A 15,164-nucleotide genomic window follows, 5' to 3' on the forward strand; every position below is an offset into this window, starting at 1 on the left:
CCGCCGTGACCGACTACCTCCAAACCACCCGCACCGCCTACGACACGGTCGCGGCCGACTACGCCGAACTCCTCCGCGACCACCTCGCCGGATCCACCTGGGACCGCGCCGTCCTCGGCGCGTACACCGAGCTCGTCCAGGCCGCCGGTGGCGGCCGCGTCGCCGAAATCGGCTGCGGAACCGGCCGCATCACCGAGTACCTCCACCAGCTCGGGCTCGACATCCGCGGCGTCGACCTCTCACCGGGAATGCTCGCCGTCGCCCGGAAGTGGTACCCACATCTGGACTTCCAGCTCGGCGAGATGCCCGGATTGTCCCTTGAGGACGGTGCGCTCGCCGGCGCCGTCGCCTGGTACTCGATCATCCACACCCCACGAGAGCGGCTGCCGGAGATCTTCGCCGACTTCCACCGGATCCTCGCCCCGGGCGGCCACCTGCTGCTCGCCTTCCAGGTAGGCGACGAAGTACGCCACATCGAGCACGCGTACGGCCACGACATCTCCTGCGACGCGTACCGGCTGGTACCCGAGAAGATCGCCGAACAGCTGAGGGAGGCCGGCTTCAGCCTGCTCTCCACCCTCGTCCGTGAGCCGTCCGAGGAATTCGAAAGCACCCCACAGGCCTACCTGATCGCCCGCAAGCAGTAGCTCAAGGACGCCGCGCCTCGACGAGCCAAGCCGCCGAACCGTAGAAAACGCCCTGGTCGGCCTGGTGCTCGGCGAGATCCGCCCGCAAGGCCTGGATGGCACTGTCGCGCGCGGTGTCATCCAGGTCGCTCAACCTGCCACCGTGCTGCTCGACGATGAACTCGGCCGCGTCGTCGACGTCCTCACCGAAGAACATCGGCTTGTTCACCGCGGTGCACTCGACGTCGACGTACCCGGCGGAGCTCAGCAACTCCTCGATCTCCCGCGGATCGCTGAGCGCCAGATCCCCCGACGGCACCTCACGGCCTGCCGCGAAGATCGTCCGGAACGTGGTGATCCATTCGTTGAGCCGCAACGGCTGCCACGTCAGCAGAACCAGACGGCCACCCGGCCGGGTCGCCCTGACCAGATTGACGAACGCGGCCAGGGGAGTACCGAAGAACATCGAGCCATGCCTGCTGATCACCACATCGAACGACGCCTCGGCGAACGGATGGACCTGCGCGTCCGCCTGCTCGAACGAAACGTTGAGGACACGCTCCTTCTCGGCCAGCTGACGAGCGACACCGAGCATCTCACCGGAGAGATCGACACCCAGCGCCGAACCCTCGGCAGCCAGCCGGGCCGCGTCCCGCGTCGTCTGACCGGCACCACAGCCGACGTCGAGAACCCGGTCCGCCACCTGGACATCAGCCGCGGCGAAGAAGAGATCCCGGTACGCCGCGACACCGTCGTCGAACCGCTGCGCACGCTTCGCCCAGAACGAGCCGTCGTCACCATCCCACGCCTTCAACATCCGCTCGTTGGACGGATCGACACGCACAGCCGTGCTCTCGGACATTTCGGCAACCCCCAGATTCGGTATCCGGAGACGACCCTAGCGCGACCCGTCAGCGGAACGCCGCGACATTCCTGGCAGCCCACTCGGCGAACGACCGCGGCGCGCGACCGAGCACCCCCTCCACATCCGGACTCACGCGCAACTCGGCAGCAGTCGGCGCACCGATGATGTCCAAGGTGTCGTCGGCCAGCTCCGCCGGCATGCTCAAGACCATCCCCGCCTTCGCCTCCTCCCGCGTGAGCTCCTGAAAAGCCACAGGCGAGCCCAAAACAGCAGCGAGCGCAGCAGCCTGCTCACGCGGCGTGATCACCGCCGGACCGGTCAGCTCGTACACCTCACCGAGATGCCGATCGTCCAGCAGACAGGCGGCCGCGACGTCGGCGATATCCGCCGGATCGACGATCGGCACCCCGGTGTCTCCGAACGGCGCCGCGACCACCTGCCGCGAGCGCACGGACTCCGCCCACCACAACGCGTTCGAGGCGAAACCACCCGGCCGCAGAATCGCCCAGTCCAAACCGGACTCCCGCACCACGTCCTCCAGCTCACGCATCGCCATCCGCGTCGTGCCGAAAGGCCTGGTCGCCACACCCAACGTCGAGAGCAGGACGACCCGGCGCACCCCACTCGCCGCGGCCAGACTGATGATGTCGGCCGGATTCGCCCCGACGGCGTGCAGATCGCCGGAAAGCAGCAGGAACAACGCCTTCGCCCCGGCCAAGGCGGGTTCGAGCGTTACGGGCTCGGCCAGATCGGCCACCACATGCCTACCACCGGGCGGTGTCGCGACGTGCCGCGACACCGCCGTCACCTGCTCGCCCGCCTCGACCAGCGCCCTCGTCAACGGCTTACCGATGTTCCCCGTAGCCCCGGTCACCACGATCATGGCCAACTCCTTCGCTCGATGTTCCTGTGGCGACGACGCTAGGGAGCGCGGCTAACTTTTCGTAAGTACATACCCAGAGGTAAGCTCCTCCCATGGCAGGAGGCGCGCAGTTCACACCGGCCGACACCGAGCCGCGTTATGAGGTGTTTCACACTGACTGCGCCGCCCGCGACGTGGTCGGTCACGCCACCAGCCGGTGGGGGATCTGGGTACTGATCTCCTTGCAGCGCAACGATCTCCGCTTCTACGAGCTACGCGAAAGCATCCAGGGGATCAGCGAGAAGATGCTCGCCCAATCCCTGCGCGCACTCGTCCAGGACGGCCTGATCTGGCGACAGGTCGAGCCCACGACGCCGCCGCAGGTGACCTACGGGCTGACCGAGTTCGGCCGGGACGTCAGTGAGCCGCTGGTCGAACTGTTCGACCGGATCACCCGGCGAGTGGCTCCGACTGCAGGGTGATGTTGAACATCCAGGAAATCCCGAACTTGTCTACAAGCGCGCCGGCTTCGTCACCCCACAGCTGTTTCTCCAGAGACATCGTCACGGCGCCGCCGACGGACAGCTTCTCGAAGTATTCGCGAAGTTCGCCGTCGCCGCCGAGGTAGACCGCGACGTTGTTGCCAGGGGAGTGGGGCACGTCCTCGACCTGGCCATCGACATCGCAGGCCATCAGCGTGTGACCGTTCGCGGTGTCGAGTTGAGCGTGCATGACCTTGTCGGCGGTGGGAGACCTGATGTACGGGTTGAGTCCAGATTCCATGCCAGAACCATTCCACCCAATACGCGACATCTGTGTCGTGTATCAGCCGACGCCCCAGTAGGTCAGCCAGGCATCCAGCGCCGGACCAGGAGGGTTGAGCCGACGAGCCCGGGCGACGTTGTCCTCATCTTCAGGGACGACCTCGGCCAGAATCAGGACTTCCGCGCGAGCCTCGCCGACACCGAAGAGGCCTTCATCGGACAGCCTGCGCAGTGCCGTCTCCATCGCACGCAGTCGAAGGTCGAACTCGGCATCGGACTCTTCGTCGTCGAGTTCGAAGACCGCCGGCCGGGCGGCGAACAGGTCGCGTACCGGCTTCAGATGTTCCTCACCCAAGATCGAAAACGGCGAATCGGCGTAGGAGTAGCGGACCTCGTCGGCCTCGGCCCGTTGAGCCAGCGCCTCGTGCGACCACGCGGACAACGCCGGACCGAACGCTTCGCCAGGCGTCGTCAGCGTGACGTAGTAGAAGGTGTGGCCGGGGTTGTCGAGGAACAGGTCTGTGACAGCCGCACGGGTGGCCGCGGTCAAGGCGTCAGAGAGGTCGGCTTCGGTCGGAGTCATCGGGGCATCGAACCACACGCCGCGGGGAAGACGCTCATGACGCTTACTTGACATAATGTACATTATCGGCACTTTGCCCGACCTGGATAACGGCGGTCGAGAGGAGCCCTGACGTGGGCTGAAAGCGTCCTTCACCGCATGTCACGCAGCGAAAGCGCCCTTCGCTGCACACGACGCGGGCATCGCTCCCTTCAACTCTCCCTGCGAGGCCGACCCTGAGGCTCAGGACGCCTCAGGACGCCCCCAGAGGACGAGGAACCGATGTCCGATCACCCGACCCCAATACGTCACTGTGACGAATTGACCCGGACGTCCCGGCCGATGATGATCAACGGAGGGCGTCAGTCGCTGGCAGATCTCGCCGAGCCGACCCAGCCGGCGACCCCCGCAGGCTCCAGAGCGCCTTGGTGGCTCGATGTGTCATGAAAGGGTCGTTCAGGACGAAAAACGTCAGGAACGACCCTTTCATGACACATCAGAGAGCGACGGGAGCGCCTACATCCCCCGCGAGGAGTTTCCGGACCCATCACTCCGTTTCATGCATAATCACTATTATGCATGAAACGGAATATAACCCAGTGTAAGACTGTCGGTGCCATGCGGTACAAGATGTTCATGAGGGTTTCCGAGGCACAGCAAGCCTTTTTCGCCGCACGTCGTCCCCGCAAGGATTCTCCTCACACCACCGACGCCTACCGCCGCGACCTCGCCGGCATCACCGCTCTTCTGCTCCGCGAACTGGACCGATCCCCTGACGACCTCACGGTCGAGATGCTCACCGCCCAGGCACTCCGCAACGCCTTCGGTGCCTTCGCGGACACCCACGCGAAGAGTTCGGTGCTGCGCGCGTGGTCGACCTGGAACCAGTTCCTCACCTTCTGTGTGTCCGACGGGCTGCTCGCAGGCAATCCGATGGGCGCCGTCGCCCGGCCGAAGGCGCCTCCGTTGACGCCGAAACCCTTGCGGGGCGAGGAAACCCCGGAGCAGTTGCTCGCGGCCGCCGCCGACGGTGCGCGCCGCGCGCGGGATCCGTGGCCGGAGCGGGACGTCCTGGTGATCGCGCTCGGGCTGGTCGCCGGGCTGCGCGCCGCGGAGATGCGGGCGCTGACGGCGCGGTCGCTGGTCGGCCGTCAGGGCGAGATGCGGTTGCACGTCCATGGCAAGGGAAGCCGGGACCGGTCGATCCCGGTGCAGCCGATCATGGAGAAGATCATCGAGGAGTACCTCGCTTCCTGCCGCCGCCGGTTCCCGCAGCAGCGGTTCGGGCCCTCCACTCCCCTCCTCCGGGATCGTGCCGGCGAGCCGATCGGCCGCGGGGCCTTGGAGTACCTGGTCAAATCCTGCTACCGGTGGGCGGGCCTGCACGACCGGGTGCCGGTCGGGGCGAATCTCCACGCGTTGCGACACACCTTCGCGACCCGGCTGGCGGAGGACGGTGCGACCGCGTCGGAGATCATGGCGCTGCTGGGGCACGCGAGCCTGGCGACCAGCCAGAACTACATCGAGGCGACCGGTCGTGAGCAGCGGGCGGCGGCCGCGAGCAATCGGACGTACCGGGCGCTGGACGGGATCGTGTAGGTCAGCGGAGTTGTTCGAGGTCCTTGGCCGCCTGGGCGATTTCGCCCGCCAGGTTCCGGAGTTCGGCGACGGAGGCGCCGTCGTCGGCCGCGGTGACGACGTCTTCCGCGGCGCAGCGGAGCTGGAAGAGCCGGTCCTGGAGGGTGGCGATCTCGGTGTCGGAGAGGACGACGGCGTCTTCGGGGAGGCCGCTGCGCTGGAGGGCGGTCCGGCGTTCGTAAGCCCGCTGGCGGCACGATTGCCCGCAGTAACGGCGGCGTCTGCCGACGTTGCCGCCTTGTTCGAGGCGTCGGCCGCACCATCCGCAGTGTTTGGGTGCCCCCGCGCGGCGTAGCTCGGACACCTCTTCGGCGGACGTCTTCGGGTGTTCGGCCACTTCCCTCACGGTTCAGACCCTAGCTGGCCACCCGACGATCATGCCGGGGCTACGACCGAAGTGCACACTAGTGGGGTGCCGACACTGTTTCCGTACCTCGCCGATCCGCTTCCGCGTGCCTTCGCCCATCGTGGCTGGCACCTCGGTGACCTGGAAGGACTGGAGAACTCGTTGCCGGCCTTCCAGCAGGCGGTGACTGAGGGTTACCGCTATCTCGAGACGGACGTGCACGCGACGTCGGACGGCGTGGTGGTCGTGCATCACGACGCGTCGTTGGATCGGACGACCGATGGCGCGGGGTTGATCTCGCGGCAGACGTGGGCGCAGCTGCGGACGGTCAAGATCGGGGGTCGTGCGCCCCTGTCGCGGCTGGAGGACGTGCTCGAGGAGTTGCCGGAGGCGCGGTTCAACATCGACGTGAAGTCGAACGAGGCGGTGGAGCCGTTCGTCCGGGCGATCGAGCGGACCGGTGCGCATGACCGGGTCGCGGCGGCGTCGTTCTCCGACGCGCGGTTGGCCCGGGTCCGGAAGCTGGCGGGGCCGAAGCTGGTGACGGCGATGGGGCCGCGTTCGGTGGCGGTGATGTGGGCGAACGGGTTCTTGCCGCTGTTCTCGTTGCGGGCGTTGTCGCGGGGTGCGATGGCGCAGGTGCCGGTGCGGCAGGGGCGGTTGAAGGTGGTGGACCGGGCGTTCCTGCGGCAGGCGACGCGCGGGGGTTTCGAGGTGCACACGTGGACGGTGGACGATCCGGCGGAGATGCGGTTGCTGCTGGATCTGGGGGTGCACGGGATCGTGACGGATCGGCCGGATCTGCTGCGTGAGGTGCTTCGGGAGCGAGGCTCGTGGCCTTCCTGATCCCGCGTTTAGTCCTCTGAATGCGCTCACACGCATTCAGAGGACTAAACGCGTGGGGGTCAGCGGGGTGGTTTGCCGTTCCAGGCGGCGTCCCAGGTCTTGGGGCCGAGTCGTCCTGAGTCGTTGATGCCGTTGGCGCGCTGGAGGGCGAGGACGGCTTCGCGGGTTTTGTCGTAGTAGCAGCCGGTTCCGGTGAAGCCGTAGCCGAAGGCGTTCATCCGCAGCTGGAACTGCTTGAGCGCGACGGCGCAGTCGCCGTAGGCGTAGACGACGCCGGGCCAGGCGGGTTTGGGGCCGCCGGGCGGAGCGGGCGGGGTGGGCTTCGGTTTGGGTGCGGGCGGCGGGGCGGGCTGTCCTCCCCCGCCGATGTAGGCGGAGTCGGCGTAGGACGGGACGCGTTTGCTGCGGCCGTCGCTGTCGTTGCGGAAGCCGAGTTTGCCGGCGCATTCCCAGGGTTGCCAGCCGCGCATGCGGTAGAGGTAGAGGGCCCGGTAGTCCTGTTCGCGAGGGGTGGCCTGGTCGGGTCGTCCTTGGCCGCCGACGCTGCGCCAGGTGGGCAGGTCGAACTGGTAGGCGCCGTAGTAGCCGTTGCCGGTGTTGATGTTGTAGCGCCCGCTCGATTCACACATGCGGAGCTTGGACCAGTAGGTGCCGTGGGGATCCGCGGCGGCGGATCCGGTGGTGGCGATCTGCAGGCCCGTCACGGCGAGGGCGAGCAGGAGCGTTCTCGCCACTACGCGGTGTGCTGTGCGAAGGCGATGGGTCCTCATGAGCGGAACAGTAAATACCGGACACTTGCTTCACAAGAGTCACAGCTCGCTCACCAGCCTCACACGAAACACACGGGGATCATGGCAGCGACACGCCGACGATGGTCGGGAAGGTGTCCGGCGAGGGTTCGTCTCGCGTCGAAACGAACACGGTCCGGACTCGTGCCGGACAGGCGGGTGTGAACACCAGTAGTCTCCCGCTGACCTCGACGTTCTCTACTTCAGGAGCTGTGCATGACGGTGGCCGTGACCCGTGAACGCAAGCGGGTGTGGCGGGCTTGGTACCTCTACGACTGGGCCAATTCGCCGTTCTATTCGTCGGTGATCACCGTCTTCGGAGCGCTCTATTTGAGCGAGATCGCGTCCGCGGACGCGAAGGCGAATTTCACCCTTAACGGGGACAGGGCGTGCACCGATTCGAGTGGAGCTTCGAGCACCCTGCAGAACTGCGACGTCTCGTTGTTCGGGTTGCAGTTCCCGGCGGGTTCGCTGTGGGGATATCTGCTGTCGATCGCGACGGTGACCCAGGTGCTGGTGCTGCCGATCGCCGGCGCGATCGCGGACCGCAGCAGGCACAAGCGGCGGATCCTCGGCGGGTTCGCGTTCCTGGGCGCGGTGGCCTCGGCGCTGATGTTCTTCATCGCGGGGACGAACTGGGAGGTCGGTGTCTGGACGTTCATCCTGGCGAACATCGGTTACGGCGGCGCGCTGGTCGTCTACTACTCGTTCCTGGTGGACATCGCGGAGCCGGACGAGCGGGACGCGGTGTCGTCGAAGGGGTGGGCGTTCGGGTATCTCGGCGGTGGCCTGGCGCTGGCGTTGCAGCTCGGGTTCTTCATGGGGCACGAGTTCTTCGGGGTGAGCGAAGGGCTGGCGATCCAGATCTGCTTCCTGACGTCGGGGATCTGGTGGGCGGTGTTCACGATCCCGGCGGTGCGGGCACTCCCCCAGACTCATGTGCCGAAGTCGGGTGAGCGGGGTCTGTCGGTGCTGACGGCCGGGTTCAAGGAGCTGGGGCGGACGATCAAGGACGCGAAGGCGTATCCCCTGACGCTGGCGTTCCTCGGCAGCTACCTGGTCTTCACCGACGGGATCACGACGGTGGTGGCGGTGTCGGCGCAGTACGGGAAGGACGAGCTGAAGTACAGCACCCAGGTGCTGATCGTCACGATCCTGGTGATCCAGTTCCTGGCATACGCCGGCGCGATGATCCATGGCGCGATCGCGGCCCGGATCGGGGCGAAGAAGACGATCTTGGGCAGTCTGGTGGCGTGGGTGGTCGTGTTGTGCTTCGCGTATTTCATCGAGGCCGGTGAGCCGTTGCAGTTCTACGCGGTGGCGGTCGGGATCGGGTTGGTGCTGGGTGGGACGAACGCGTTGTCGCGGTCGTTGTTCGGGCAGATGATCCCGGAGGGCAAGGACGCGCAGTATTTCTCGCTGTACGTGGTCGGTGAGCGGGGGACGTCGTGGCTCGGTCCCCTGTTGTTCGCCGCGGTCGGGCAGATCACCGGTTCGTTCCGGTACGCGATCATCGCCCTGGTGGTCTTCTTCGTGCTCGGTTTCGTGTTCGTGTGGCTGGTCCCGGTGCGCCGGGCGATCGAGGCGGCGGGTAACCGACCACCGGCGGTGCTGTGACGGCGGAGTGTGCCGATAGGGTCGAGCGTCGTGACCGTACTGAAGGAGAGTGGCCCGGATCCCACGGACGCGTTGTCGTCGGTGCCGGTGGCGGGTTCACGGCGGGGTGTGCCGGTCGTCGGGAAGTTGAAGTTCTGCTACGGGCCGATGGACTGCGGGAAGTCGACGCTGGCGTTGCAGATCGACCACAACCACGCGCGGCAGGGTCGTCGCGGGATGGTGCTGGTGCGGCATGACCGGTCCGGGGAGCCGCAGATCACCAGCCGGATCGGGCTGACGCGCAAGGCGATCGAGGTGGGGAACGAGACCGATCTGCGGTTGCTGGTGCGTGAGCAGTGGGCGGCCGGGCGGCATGTGGACTATCTGATCGTCGACGAGGCGCAGTTCTTGTCGCCCGATCAGGTGGATCAGCTGGCTGAACTGGCCGATGACGTCCAGATCGACGTGTACTGCTTCGGGATCGCGACGGATTTCCGGAGCATGTTGTTCCCGGGTGCCGCGCGGTTGTTCGAGCTGGCGGACGAGTTGCAGCCGGTCCAGGTCGAGGTGTTGTGCTGGTGCGGGCAGACGGGGCGGTTCAACGCGCGGGTTTCCGATGGCGAGGTGCTGCGGGCCGGGGACACCGTGGTGGTCGCGGATACCGAGCAGGCGCTAGTTGAAACTTCATCGGCATCACGTTCCGAGGGTGAGCCGAACACTGTCCGTTATCAGGTATTGTGCCGTCGGCACTTTCGACTGGGCGACCTGGGGCCGACCTCGGCCCAACACGGTCAGTTACGGTTGACGTGACAGGCGTACTACTAGCCCATCTGGGGGATATCCGCACCAAGATGGCCGGATTGACGTCACGCCAGAGCGCGAAACCACTCCTACTAGGAGAAGCTGTTGCCACCGGGTGACACAGCTCATCGTGAGCAAGGACATGCTGTCCAGGGAATCTCCTGGGGCTCATCGTCGTTGCATAGGGTGAGCATCACCCTGGCTCCACCCGGAGCTGACTGAAAGGACCCCCATCATGGCCGACCGTGTTCTCCGTGGAAGCCGGCTGGGAGCGGTCAGCTACGAGACCGACCGCAACCACGACCTCGCGCCTCGGCGCACCGTGCGCTACGCCTGCCCCAAGAACCACGAGTTCGAGGTGCCCTTCTCCGACGACGCCGAGATCCCTTCGGTGTGGGAGTGCAGGCTGCACGGCAGCGAGTCCGAGATCGTGGACGGCGGGCAGCCGGAGCAGAAGAAGGTCAAGCCCCCGAGGACGCACTGGGACATGCTCCTGGAGCGCCGTTCGATCCCGGAGCTCGAAGATCTGCTCAACGAACGTCTCGCCGAGCTGAAGGGACGCAGGACCACCCGGTCCGCCTGACGCACGGCACAAGTAGCTAGCCCCACCACGAACCGGCGAAGCCCCCGCGACCTCCCTCCGCGGGGGCTTCGCCGTGTCTCGGGGTCCTGCTCGGCCTAGGTACGTGAAGGCCCCCTTCACTGCGTCTAGCGCAAGGAAGGGAGCCTTCATGTACTTGGGGAAGGGGCCCTTCACGCGCGCTCGTCGTGACCATTGTTGCCGCTGGGGCGCATGTGGCGATCTTCCAGTCCGTGAAGGCCTCCTTGAGGGACCCAGAGTCCCTCAAGGAGGCCTTCATTACCTACCGACGACCATCATTGAGGGGCCCGAGACGCTCCTCCTCGCAGCTCGATGCCCCCAATGTGGCATTGGAGGCGCTCGGTGTCCCCAATGCCACATTGGGGGCATCGAGCCCATCGCCCACGACCACACGACGAAACGGATCCCAGTCGGGGATCAGCCGCAGCGTAGGGGGCTAAGACACCGCGAGAGCCCCGACGCCGAGGAATGCCAACGCGTCGCGAAGGCGCCGCAGGTGCTCCGGCGGCGATTCGAGCAGCGGGAGCCGGACCGTCGCGTGTGGGATGACGCCGAGTTCGGCCAGTGCGGCCTTGGCCATGATCGCCCCCTGCGAAGTGCGCATGACGGCCTCCGCCAGGGGAAGCAACCCGGCGTTGAGCGAACGCGCGGTGTCGAGGTCTCCCCCGCGGACGGCTCGGATGAGTTCGGCGTTGCGGTCGGCGAAGGCGTTGCCCACGACGCTGACCAGGCCGGTGGCGCCGGCGGCGAGATAGGGCAGGTTGAGCTCGTCGATGCCGCAGTAATACGCCAGCGGCGTGTGCGCCATGACGGTCATCGCTTCGAACAGGTCGCCCTTGGCGTCCTTCACGGCCCGGATCCTGGGGTGGCGGGCGAGTTCGATCAGGCTGGCCGCTTCCATGGCCGTTCCGGTGCGGGCCGGGACGTCGTAGAGCATGACGGGCAGGTCGGTGGCGTCGGCGACCGCTTGGCAGTGGGCCACGATCCCGGCCTGGGTCGGCTTGGAGTAGTAGGGGCAGACGAGCAGGAGCGCGTCGGCGCCGGCCGCCTCGGCTTCCTTCGCGCGGCGGATGCAGGCGGTGGTGTCGTAGGTGCCGACTCCGGCGATCACGCGTGCGCGTTTCCCGGCGCGGTTCGCCACGGTGTGGACGAGCCGGGCGGTTTCGGCGTCGGTCAGGGTGGGTGATTCCCCGGTGGTTCCGCCGACGACGATGCCGTCGCAGCCGGTGGCGAGCAGGTGGTCGACCAGGCCGGTGAGGCCGGGTTCGTTGAGCGCGCCGCCGGGTTCCATCGGGGTGACCATGGCGACGAGGTTGGAGCCGAAGAGTGTTCCGGTCATGCGGTCGATCCTGTCCGCGCCGATACCTGCGGTCCAGCGATGGTTTTTGGACGGTATTGCGTAGCCTGGCTTCATGATCGAGGTCGGGGCCCTGCGGGCTTTGCGGTCGGTGGCCGCCTTGGGGACGTTGGCGCGGGCGGCGGACGAGCTGGGCTTCACGGCGTCCGCGGTGTCGCAGCAGATCAAGCGGCTGGAACGCCAGATCGGGATGCCGGTGCTCGCTCCGGCGGGCCGCGGTGTCGTGCTGACTCCGGCGGGCCAGGCGGTCGTCGACTCCTCGCTGGAGGTGTTCCAGGCACTCGAGCGGTGCGCCGAGGCCGCGCAGTCGGTCGCGGAGGGCGCGCCACGCGGGGTCCTGCGGGTGGCCGCGTTCTCGACCGGTATCCGCGGCCTGCTCGCTCCCGTCCATCCGCGGCTCCTGGCGCGCTACCCCGACCTCCGGCTGCACATCACCGAGCAGGATCCCGACCAGGCTCTGCATTCGGTCGAGGCCGGGACGGCCGACCTCGCGCTCCTGCATGACGCCGACGGTCTGCCGGTGCCGCTGTCCCCCGCGCTGTCGCGGCGTCTGGTGCACACCGACCTCGGTGACGTCGTCATGGCCGAGACCCATCCTCTGGCCAGGTCCTCGCCGCCGCTGGACGGCGTGGATCTGGCCGGGCACGCGTGGGTGACCAGTCCGCCGGGCACGGTCTGCCACCAGTGGTTCCGGCGTGTGTTCGCAGGCCTTCCGGAAGAACCCGACGTGCGGCATCTGGTGGACGACTTTTCCACGCAGCTGTCGCTGGTCGCCTCGGGCGAGGTCGTCGCGTTGATCCCGCGGCTGGCGCGCCCGCCCTTGGCCGAGGGGCTCGTCGCCCGGCCGCTGCGGCGCCCGCCGACGCGCGAGGTGCACGCCGCGTGGCGCCGCAGTGCCGAGTCGAGTCCCGCGATCCGGGCGGTGCTGACGGAGCTCGAGGCGGCTCGGTCAGCTGGGGTACATGCTGGTCACGTTGACGAACGTGCCGGTGATCCCCATGGCGTCGTCGGAGGCGAGGAACGCCAGCGTGGAGGCGACTTCGGCGAGGCGCGGTGAGCGTTTGGTCAGCCGGGCCTCGGCGAGTCCGCCGAGGACGTTCTGCACCATCTCGGGGCTCGCCGGCAGCTGGTCGTTCACCGCGGAGAGCTTCTCGGGCGTGAGGGTCTCCGGGATGCCTGCGACCCAAATGCCGAGCGCGCGGACGCCGTGCGGTCCGATCTCGACGGCGAGATTGCGGATGAAGGTGTCCAGCGCGGCGTCGACCGAGCCCGTGGCGCCCATCATCGGGCTGCCGTGGGCGGATCCGCTGTCGAGGGCGAGGATGGCGCCGGAGCCCTGGGCGGTCATGTGCCGGGCGGCGGCCCGTGCGGTGATGAAGTTCGTCGTGATGCCGGTGGTGATCGGGCGAATGTAGTCCTCGACCGACATCTCCACGAGCGGGATGCCCTGGATGTCGCCACGCGGGACGAGGTTGAGCGAGATGTCGAGGCTGCCCGCCTCGGTGGCCACGGCCGCCGCGTGCTCGTCGACCGCGGTCTCGTCCAGGGCGTCGACCACCGCGACTTCGGCCAGTCCCCCGCTTTGTTCGATCTCACCCGCGAGCTTCGTCAACGCCGGCAGGTGCCGTCCGGTGAGGAAGACGCGGGCCCCGCGCGCGGCGAACTCCTTGGCGACGCCGTTGCCGATCGCCCCGCCGGCGCCGTAGATGATCGCGTTCTTGTTCTGGAGGCTCATGGGTTTTCCTTCCGCTTGGTCGGTTCGACCATTGAGACGCGGAAGGGGCGTGGGGCTCATCGGTCCTCAGGTGATCGTCAGCGGCAGCCCGAACGCGGGGAACAGATGCGGCTCGAAGGCGGTGATCTCGGCGACCTTCCCGTCTTCGATGCGCAGCACGTCGAGCACCTGCGCCCGGTAGACGCGGGTGCCGGGCCGCCGGACGTAGCCGCCCGCGGCGGGAAGCCCGTTGGCGACGGCCGGAAGGTGTTTCCACTCCCCGAAGTACATCGGCGAGGCGGGATCGAGGGATTTGGCGACGAACTTCAGGAAGACGTCGCGGCCGGAGAACCACAGCGGGTTCGGCGGCATCGTGACCAGCACGTCCTCCCTGAGCAGCTCGGCCATGACCCGGCTGTCCCCGTCGGCGGTGGCGGCGGCCATGTAGCGCCGCAGGATCGCCTGCTCCTCCTCGGTCGGCCGCACGGTCCGGGCCCAGTCGGCGCGGCGTTCGGGCAGGCGTTCGCGCAGCGTCGGGCGGGCGCGCTGCAGGGCGCTGGTGACCGACGCGACGGTGGTTTCCAGCAGGTCCGCGGTTTCGGCGGCCTTCCAGCCGAGTGCGTCGTTGAGGATCACCACGGCCCGCTGCTTCGGCGGAAGGTGCTGGATGGCGGTGAGGAAGACGAGTTCCATCGTTTCCCTCGTCTCGGCGATCTCCGCGACGTCGTCGGGAAACGGCTGCAACCAGGGCAGGAACTGAGGCGGTTCACCCAGCTGGTCGACACCGGGCATCGGGTCGTAGGGGCGCGGGACCCTCTTGTTGCGCCGCAGGAAATCGAGGCAGGTGTTGGTGGCGATGCGGTAGAGCCAGGCGCGGAAACTCGACCGGCCTTCGAACCCTTCCCGGCCGCGCCACGCTCGCAGGAACGTCTCCTGGACCAGGTCCTCCGCGTCGTCGTAGGACCCGACCATCCGGTAGCAGTGCACGCGCAGTTCTCGCTGGTGCTCTTCGAGACTCCCGGCGAAGGCGACCTCGTCGACGGTTTCCGTCACGGGCGCCGGTGTGACGTTTTCGTCCTTGGTCCGCTGCGCCAGCCGAGCGATGCGCCGCAGCTTGCCGACGTCGGAGTTGAGCGAGGTGAGATCGGCGAGGAACGCCTCCGGCGGCCGAGGGGTCAGCCGGTTCGCGACGCGGCCGACCTCGGCGATGAGGGCTTGCACGTCGGGGGCGGGTTCGCGCCGTGACCGGTAGGCCCGCTGGCGGCACGCGGCCGAGCAGTAGACGGCCGTGCGGCCGCGCGAATCCGCCTTCGACGGCAGCGGGCCTTCGCATATCCCGCAGACCTTCCCGGTCACGGCTCACCTTCCCCTCAAAACGTCACATTCGATCAAGTCACGCATTATGCGGCTTGATACCCAGGGATGTCCTCGACGCGGTGGTAGACGTCGAGCCCGCGGGACAGGGCGATGGCGACGTCCTGGTCTGCGCCGGTGGATTCGCCAGGCAGCCGCAGGACGGCGTCGCAGTGGTGCAGCAGCCGGTCTGCCGTCGGGTACATGACCTCCTCGGCGACCGGATCGGCGACGGTCTTCCCTCCCGCGCCGCGCAGCACCGGCAGCGCGACCCATTCGCCGATCATCGGCACGTGCCCGCTGCGGAAGATCGGCCAAGCGGCTTCCTCGAGCCGGGCGAGGTTGCGGGCGAGAAGTTCGGGGTCGTCGCCGGTGCCGGAACGGAACGGTCCGGCGATGAGGATCATCAGAGGTTTGCTCATGCGACGAAGCATAATGTGCAACA

18 protein-coding genes are annotated in these 15,164 nt (G+C 67.5%); 8 read left to right on the forward strand and 10 right to left on the reverse strand.

Annotated features, from left to right (window positions below):
• Positions 1 to 5 precede the first annotated feature (5 nt).
• Positions 6 to 647 (forward strand): class I SAM-dependent DNA methyltransferase, encoded by a 642-nt coding sequence (locus tag AJAP_RS18840; protein WP_038513486.1) that lies wholly within the window; start codon positions 6 to 8, stop codon positions 645 to 647.
• A gap of 1 nt (position 648) precedes the next feature.
• Here AJAP_RS18840 and AJAP_RS18845 read toward each other — a convergent pair whose 3' ends face one another.
• Together AJAP_RS18845 and AJAP_RS18850 are read right to left on the reverse strand one after the other, a co-directional pair.
• A complete protein-coding gene (locus tag AJAP_RS18845) occupies positions 649 to 1,488 on the reverse strand; it encodes a class I SAM-dependent methyltransferase (protein ID WP_038513488.1) in 840 nt (279 codons plus the stop codon).
• A 49-nt stretch (positions 1,489 to 1,537) separates the two neighbouring features.
• Positions 1,538 to 2,374 (reverse strand): NAD(P)H-binding protein, encoded by an 837-nt coding sequence (locus AJAP_RS18850; protein ID WP_038513491.1) that lies wholly within the window; start codon positions 2,372 to 2,374, stop codon positions 1,538 to 1,540.
• 92 nt (positions 2,375 to 2,466) lie between these two features.
• On the opposite strand from AJAP_RS18850, the gene AJAP_RS18855 reads away from it, so the two are divergent.
• A complete protein-coding gene (locus tag AJAP_RS18855) occupies positions 2,467 to 2,835 on the forward strand; it encodes a winged helix-turn-helix transcriptional regulator (RefSeq protein ID WP_038513494.1) in 369 nt (122 codons plus the stop codon).
• Here the strand turns inward: AJAP_RS18855 and AJAP_RS18860 are convergent.
• The gene (locus AJAP_RS18860) at positions 2,804 to 3,136 is read right to left on the reverse strand and encodes a VOC family protein (RefSeq protein ID WP_202965573.1); all 333 of its coding nucleotides are present in this window, start codon (positions 3,134 to 3,136) and stop codon (positions 2,804 to 2,806) included. The two genes, AJAP_RS18855 and AJAP_RS18860, sit on opposite strands and share 32 nt — an antisense overlap.
• Positions 3,137 to 3,178: 42 nt before the next feature.
• A complete protein-coding gene (locus tag AJAP_RS18865) occupies positions 3,179 to 3,700 on the reverse strand; it encodes a DUF4303 domain-containing protein (RefSeq protein ID WP_038513496.1) in 522 nt (173 codons plus the stop codon).
• A 597-nt stretch (positions 3,701 to 4,297) separates the two neighbouring features.
• Between AJAP_RS18865 and AJAP_RS18870 the strand changes: the two genes are divergently transcribed.
• Positions 4,298 to 5,278, forward strand: a complete 981-nt coding sequence (locus AJAP_RS18870) for a tyrosine-type recombinase/integrase (RefSeq protein ID WP_038513499.1) — start codon at positions 4,298 to 4,300, stop codon at positions 5,276 to 5,278.
• 1 nt (position 5,279) lies between these two features.
• Here AJAP_RS18870 and AJAP_RS18875 read toward each other — a convergent pair whose 3' ends face one another.
• Positions 5,280 to 5,663: a hypothetical protein gene (locus tag AJAP_RS18875; protein WP_037337960.1), complete on the reverse strand. Its 384-nt coding sequence runs from the start codon at positions 5,661 to 5,663 to the stop codon at positions 5,280 to 5,282.
• Positions 5,664 to 5,729: 66 nt separating this feature from the next.
• Here AJAP_RS18875 and AJAP_RS18880 point away from each other — a divergent pair, with 66 nt between their 5' ends.
• Positions 5,730 to 6,509 carry a glycerophosphodiester phosphodiesterase gene (locus AJAP_RS18880; protein ID WP_038513500.1) on the forward strand — a complete coding sequence of 260 codons (780 nt, stop codon included), beginning with the start codon at positions 5,730 to 5,732 and terminating at the stop codon, positions 6,507 to 6,509.
• Between the two features lie 59 nt (positions 6,510 to 6,568).
• Here the strand turns inward: AJAP_RS18880 and AJAP_RS18885 are convergent, their stop codons facing one another.
• Positions 6,569 to 7,243 carry a transglycosylase family protein gene (locus tag AJAP_RS18885; protein ID WP_038513504.1) on the reverse strand — a complete coding sequence of 225 codons (675 nt, stop codon included), beginning with the start codon at positions 7,241 to 7,243 and terminating at the stop codon, positions 6,569 to 6,571.
• Between the two features lie 270 nt (positions 7,244 to 7,513).
• Here AJAP_RS18885 and AJAP_RS18890 point away from each other — a divergent pair, with 270 nt between their 5' ends.
• The 3 genes from AJAP_RS18890 to AJAP_RS18900 all read left to right on the forward strand — a co-directional run bounded on the left by AJAP_RS18890 (position 7,514) and on the right by AJAP_RS18900 (position 10,277).
• Positions 7,514 to 8,914: an MFS transporter gene (locus AJAP_RS18890; RefSeq protein WP_038513506.1), complete on the forward strand. Its 1,401-nt coding sequence runs from the start codon at positions 7,514 to 7,516 to the stop codon at positions 8,912 to 8,914.
• Between the two features lie 30 nt (positions 8,915 to 8,944).
• On the forward strand, positions 8,945 to 9,703 hold the full coding sequence (locus AJAP_RS18895) for a thymidine kinase (protein WP_038513508.1): 759 nt from the start codon (positions 8,945 to 8,947) through the stop codon (positions 9,701 to 9,703).
• A 226-nt stretch (positions 9,704 to 9,929) separates the two neighbouring features.
• On the forward strand, positions 9,930 to 10,277 hold the full coding sequence (locus AJAP_RS18900) for an RNA polymerase-binding protein RbpA (protein WP_005151365.1): 348 nt from the start codon (positions 9,930 to 9,932) through the stop codon (positions 10,275 to 10,277).
• Positions 10,278 to 10,731: 454 nt separating this feature from the next.
• On the opposite strand, the gene dapA is transcribed toward AJAP_RS18900, so the two are convergent.
• On the reverse strand, positions 10,732 to 11,634 hold the full coding sequence (gene dapA / locus AJAP_RS18905; protein WP_038513511.1) for a 4-hydroxy-tetrahydrodipicolinate synthase: 903 nt from the start codon (positions 11,632 to 11,634) through the stop codon (positions 10,732 to 10,734).
• A 73-nt stretch (positions 11,635 to 11,707) separates the two neighbouring features.
• Between dapA and AJAP_RS18910 the strand changes: the two genes are divergently transcribed.
• Positions 11,708 to 12,709, forward strand: a complete 1,002-nt coding sequence (locus AJAP_RS18910; RefSeq protein ID WP_038513514.1) for a LysR family transcriptional regulator — start codon at positions 11,708 to 11,710, stop codon at positions 12,707 to 12,709.
• On the opposite strand, the gene AJAP_RS18915 is transcribed toward AJAP_RS18910, so the two are convergent.
• From AJAP_RS18915 to AJAP_RS18925, 3 genes are all read right to left on the reverse strand, one after another.
• A complete protein-coding gene (locus tag AJAP_RS18915) occupies positions 12,602 to 13,387 on the reverse strand; it encodes an SDR family NAD(P)-dependent oxidoreductase (RefSeq protein ID WP_038513518.1) in 786 nt (261 codons plus the stop codon). The two genes, AJAP_RS18910 and AJAP_RS18915, sit on opposite strands and share 108 nt — an antisense overlap.
• A gap of 66 nt (positions 13,388 to 13,453) precedes the next feature.
• Positions 13,454 to 14,722, reverse strand: a complete 1,269-nt coding sequence (locus AJAP_RS18920; RefSeq protein ID WP_038513519.1) for an RNA polymerase subunit sigma-70 — start codon at positions 14,720 to 14,722, stop codon at positions 13,454 to 13,456.
• A 44-nt stretch (positions 14,723 to 14,766) separates the two neighbouring features.
• Positions 14,767 to 15,141 (reverse strand): DUF4406 domain-containing protein, encoded by a 375-nt coding sequence (locus AJAP_RS18925; protein WP_228694980.1) that lies wholly within the window; start codon positions 15,139 to 15,141, stop codon positions 14,767 to 14,769.
• Positions 15,142 to 15,164: the final 23 nt, after the last annotated feature.

The sequence above is a fragment of the Amycolatopsis japonica genome (assembly GCF_000732925.1).
GTDB lineage: Bacteria > Actinomycetota > Actinomycetes > Mycobacteriales > Pseudonocardiaceae > Amycolatopsis > Amycolatopsis japonica.

What these genes read in the sequence shown, in the direction of transcription:
- AJAP_RS18845 (WP_038513488.1), bottom strand. Translation starts at nt 1,488, where the DNA reads ATGTCCGAGAGCACGGCTGTGCGTGTCGATCCGTCCAACGAGCGGATG.
- AJAP_RS18850 (WP_038513491.1), bottom strand. Translation starts at nt 2,374, where the DNA reads ATGATCGTGGTGACCGGGGCTACGGGGAACATCGGTAAGCCGTTGACG.
- AJAP_RS18855 (WP_038513494.1), top strand. Translation starts at nt 2,467, where the DNA reads ATGGCAGGAGGCGCGCAGTTCACACCGGCCGACACCGAGCCGCGTTAT.
- AJAP_RS18860 (WP_202965573.1), bottom strand. Translation starts at nt 3,136, where the DNA reads ATGGAATCTGGACTCAACCCGTACATCAGGTCTCCCACCGCCGACAAG.
- AJAP_RS18865 (WP_038513496.1), bottom strand. Translation starts at nt 3,700, where the DNA reads ATGACTCCGACCGAAGCCGACCTCTCTGACGCCTTGACCGCGGCCACC.
- AJAP_RS18870 (WP_038513499.1), top strand. Translation starts at nt 4,298, where the DNA reads ATGCGGTACAAGATGTTCATGAGGGTTTCCGAGGCACAGCAAGCCTTT.
- AJAP_RS18890 (WP_038513506.1), top strand. Translation starts at nt 7,514, where the DNA reads ATGACGGTGGCCGTGACCCGTGAACGCAAGCGGGTGTGGCGGGCTTGG.
- AJAP_RS18900 (WP_005151365.1), top strand. Translation starts at nt 9,930, where the DNA reads ATGGCCGACCGTGTTCTCCGTGGAAGCCGGCTGGGAGCGGTCAGCTAC.
- dapA (WP_038513511.1), bottom strand. Translation starts at nt 11,634, where the DNA reads ATGACCGGAACACTCTTCGGCTCCAACCTCGTCGCCATGGTCACCCCG.
- AJAP_RS18910 (WP_038513514.1), top strand. Translation starts at nt 11,708, where the DNA reads ATGATCGAGGTCGGGGCCCTGCGGGCTTTGCGGTCGGTGGCCGCCTTG.
- AJAP_RS18915 (WP_038513518.1), bottom strand. Translation starts at nt 13,387, where the DNA reads ATGAGCCTCCAGAACAAGAACGCGATCATCTACGGCGCCGGCGGGGCG.
- AJAP_RS18925 (WP_228694980.1), bottom strand. Translation starts at nt 15,141, where the DNA reads ATGAGCAAACCTCTGATGATCCTCATCGCCGGACCGTTCCGTTCCGGC.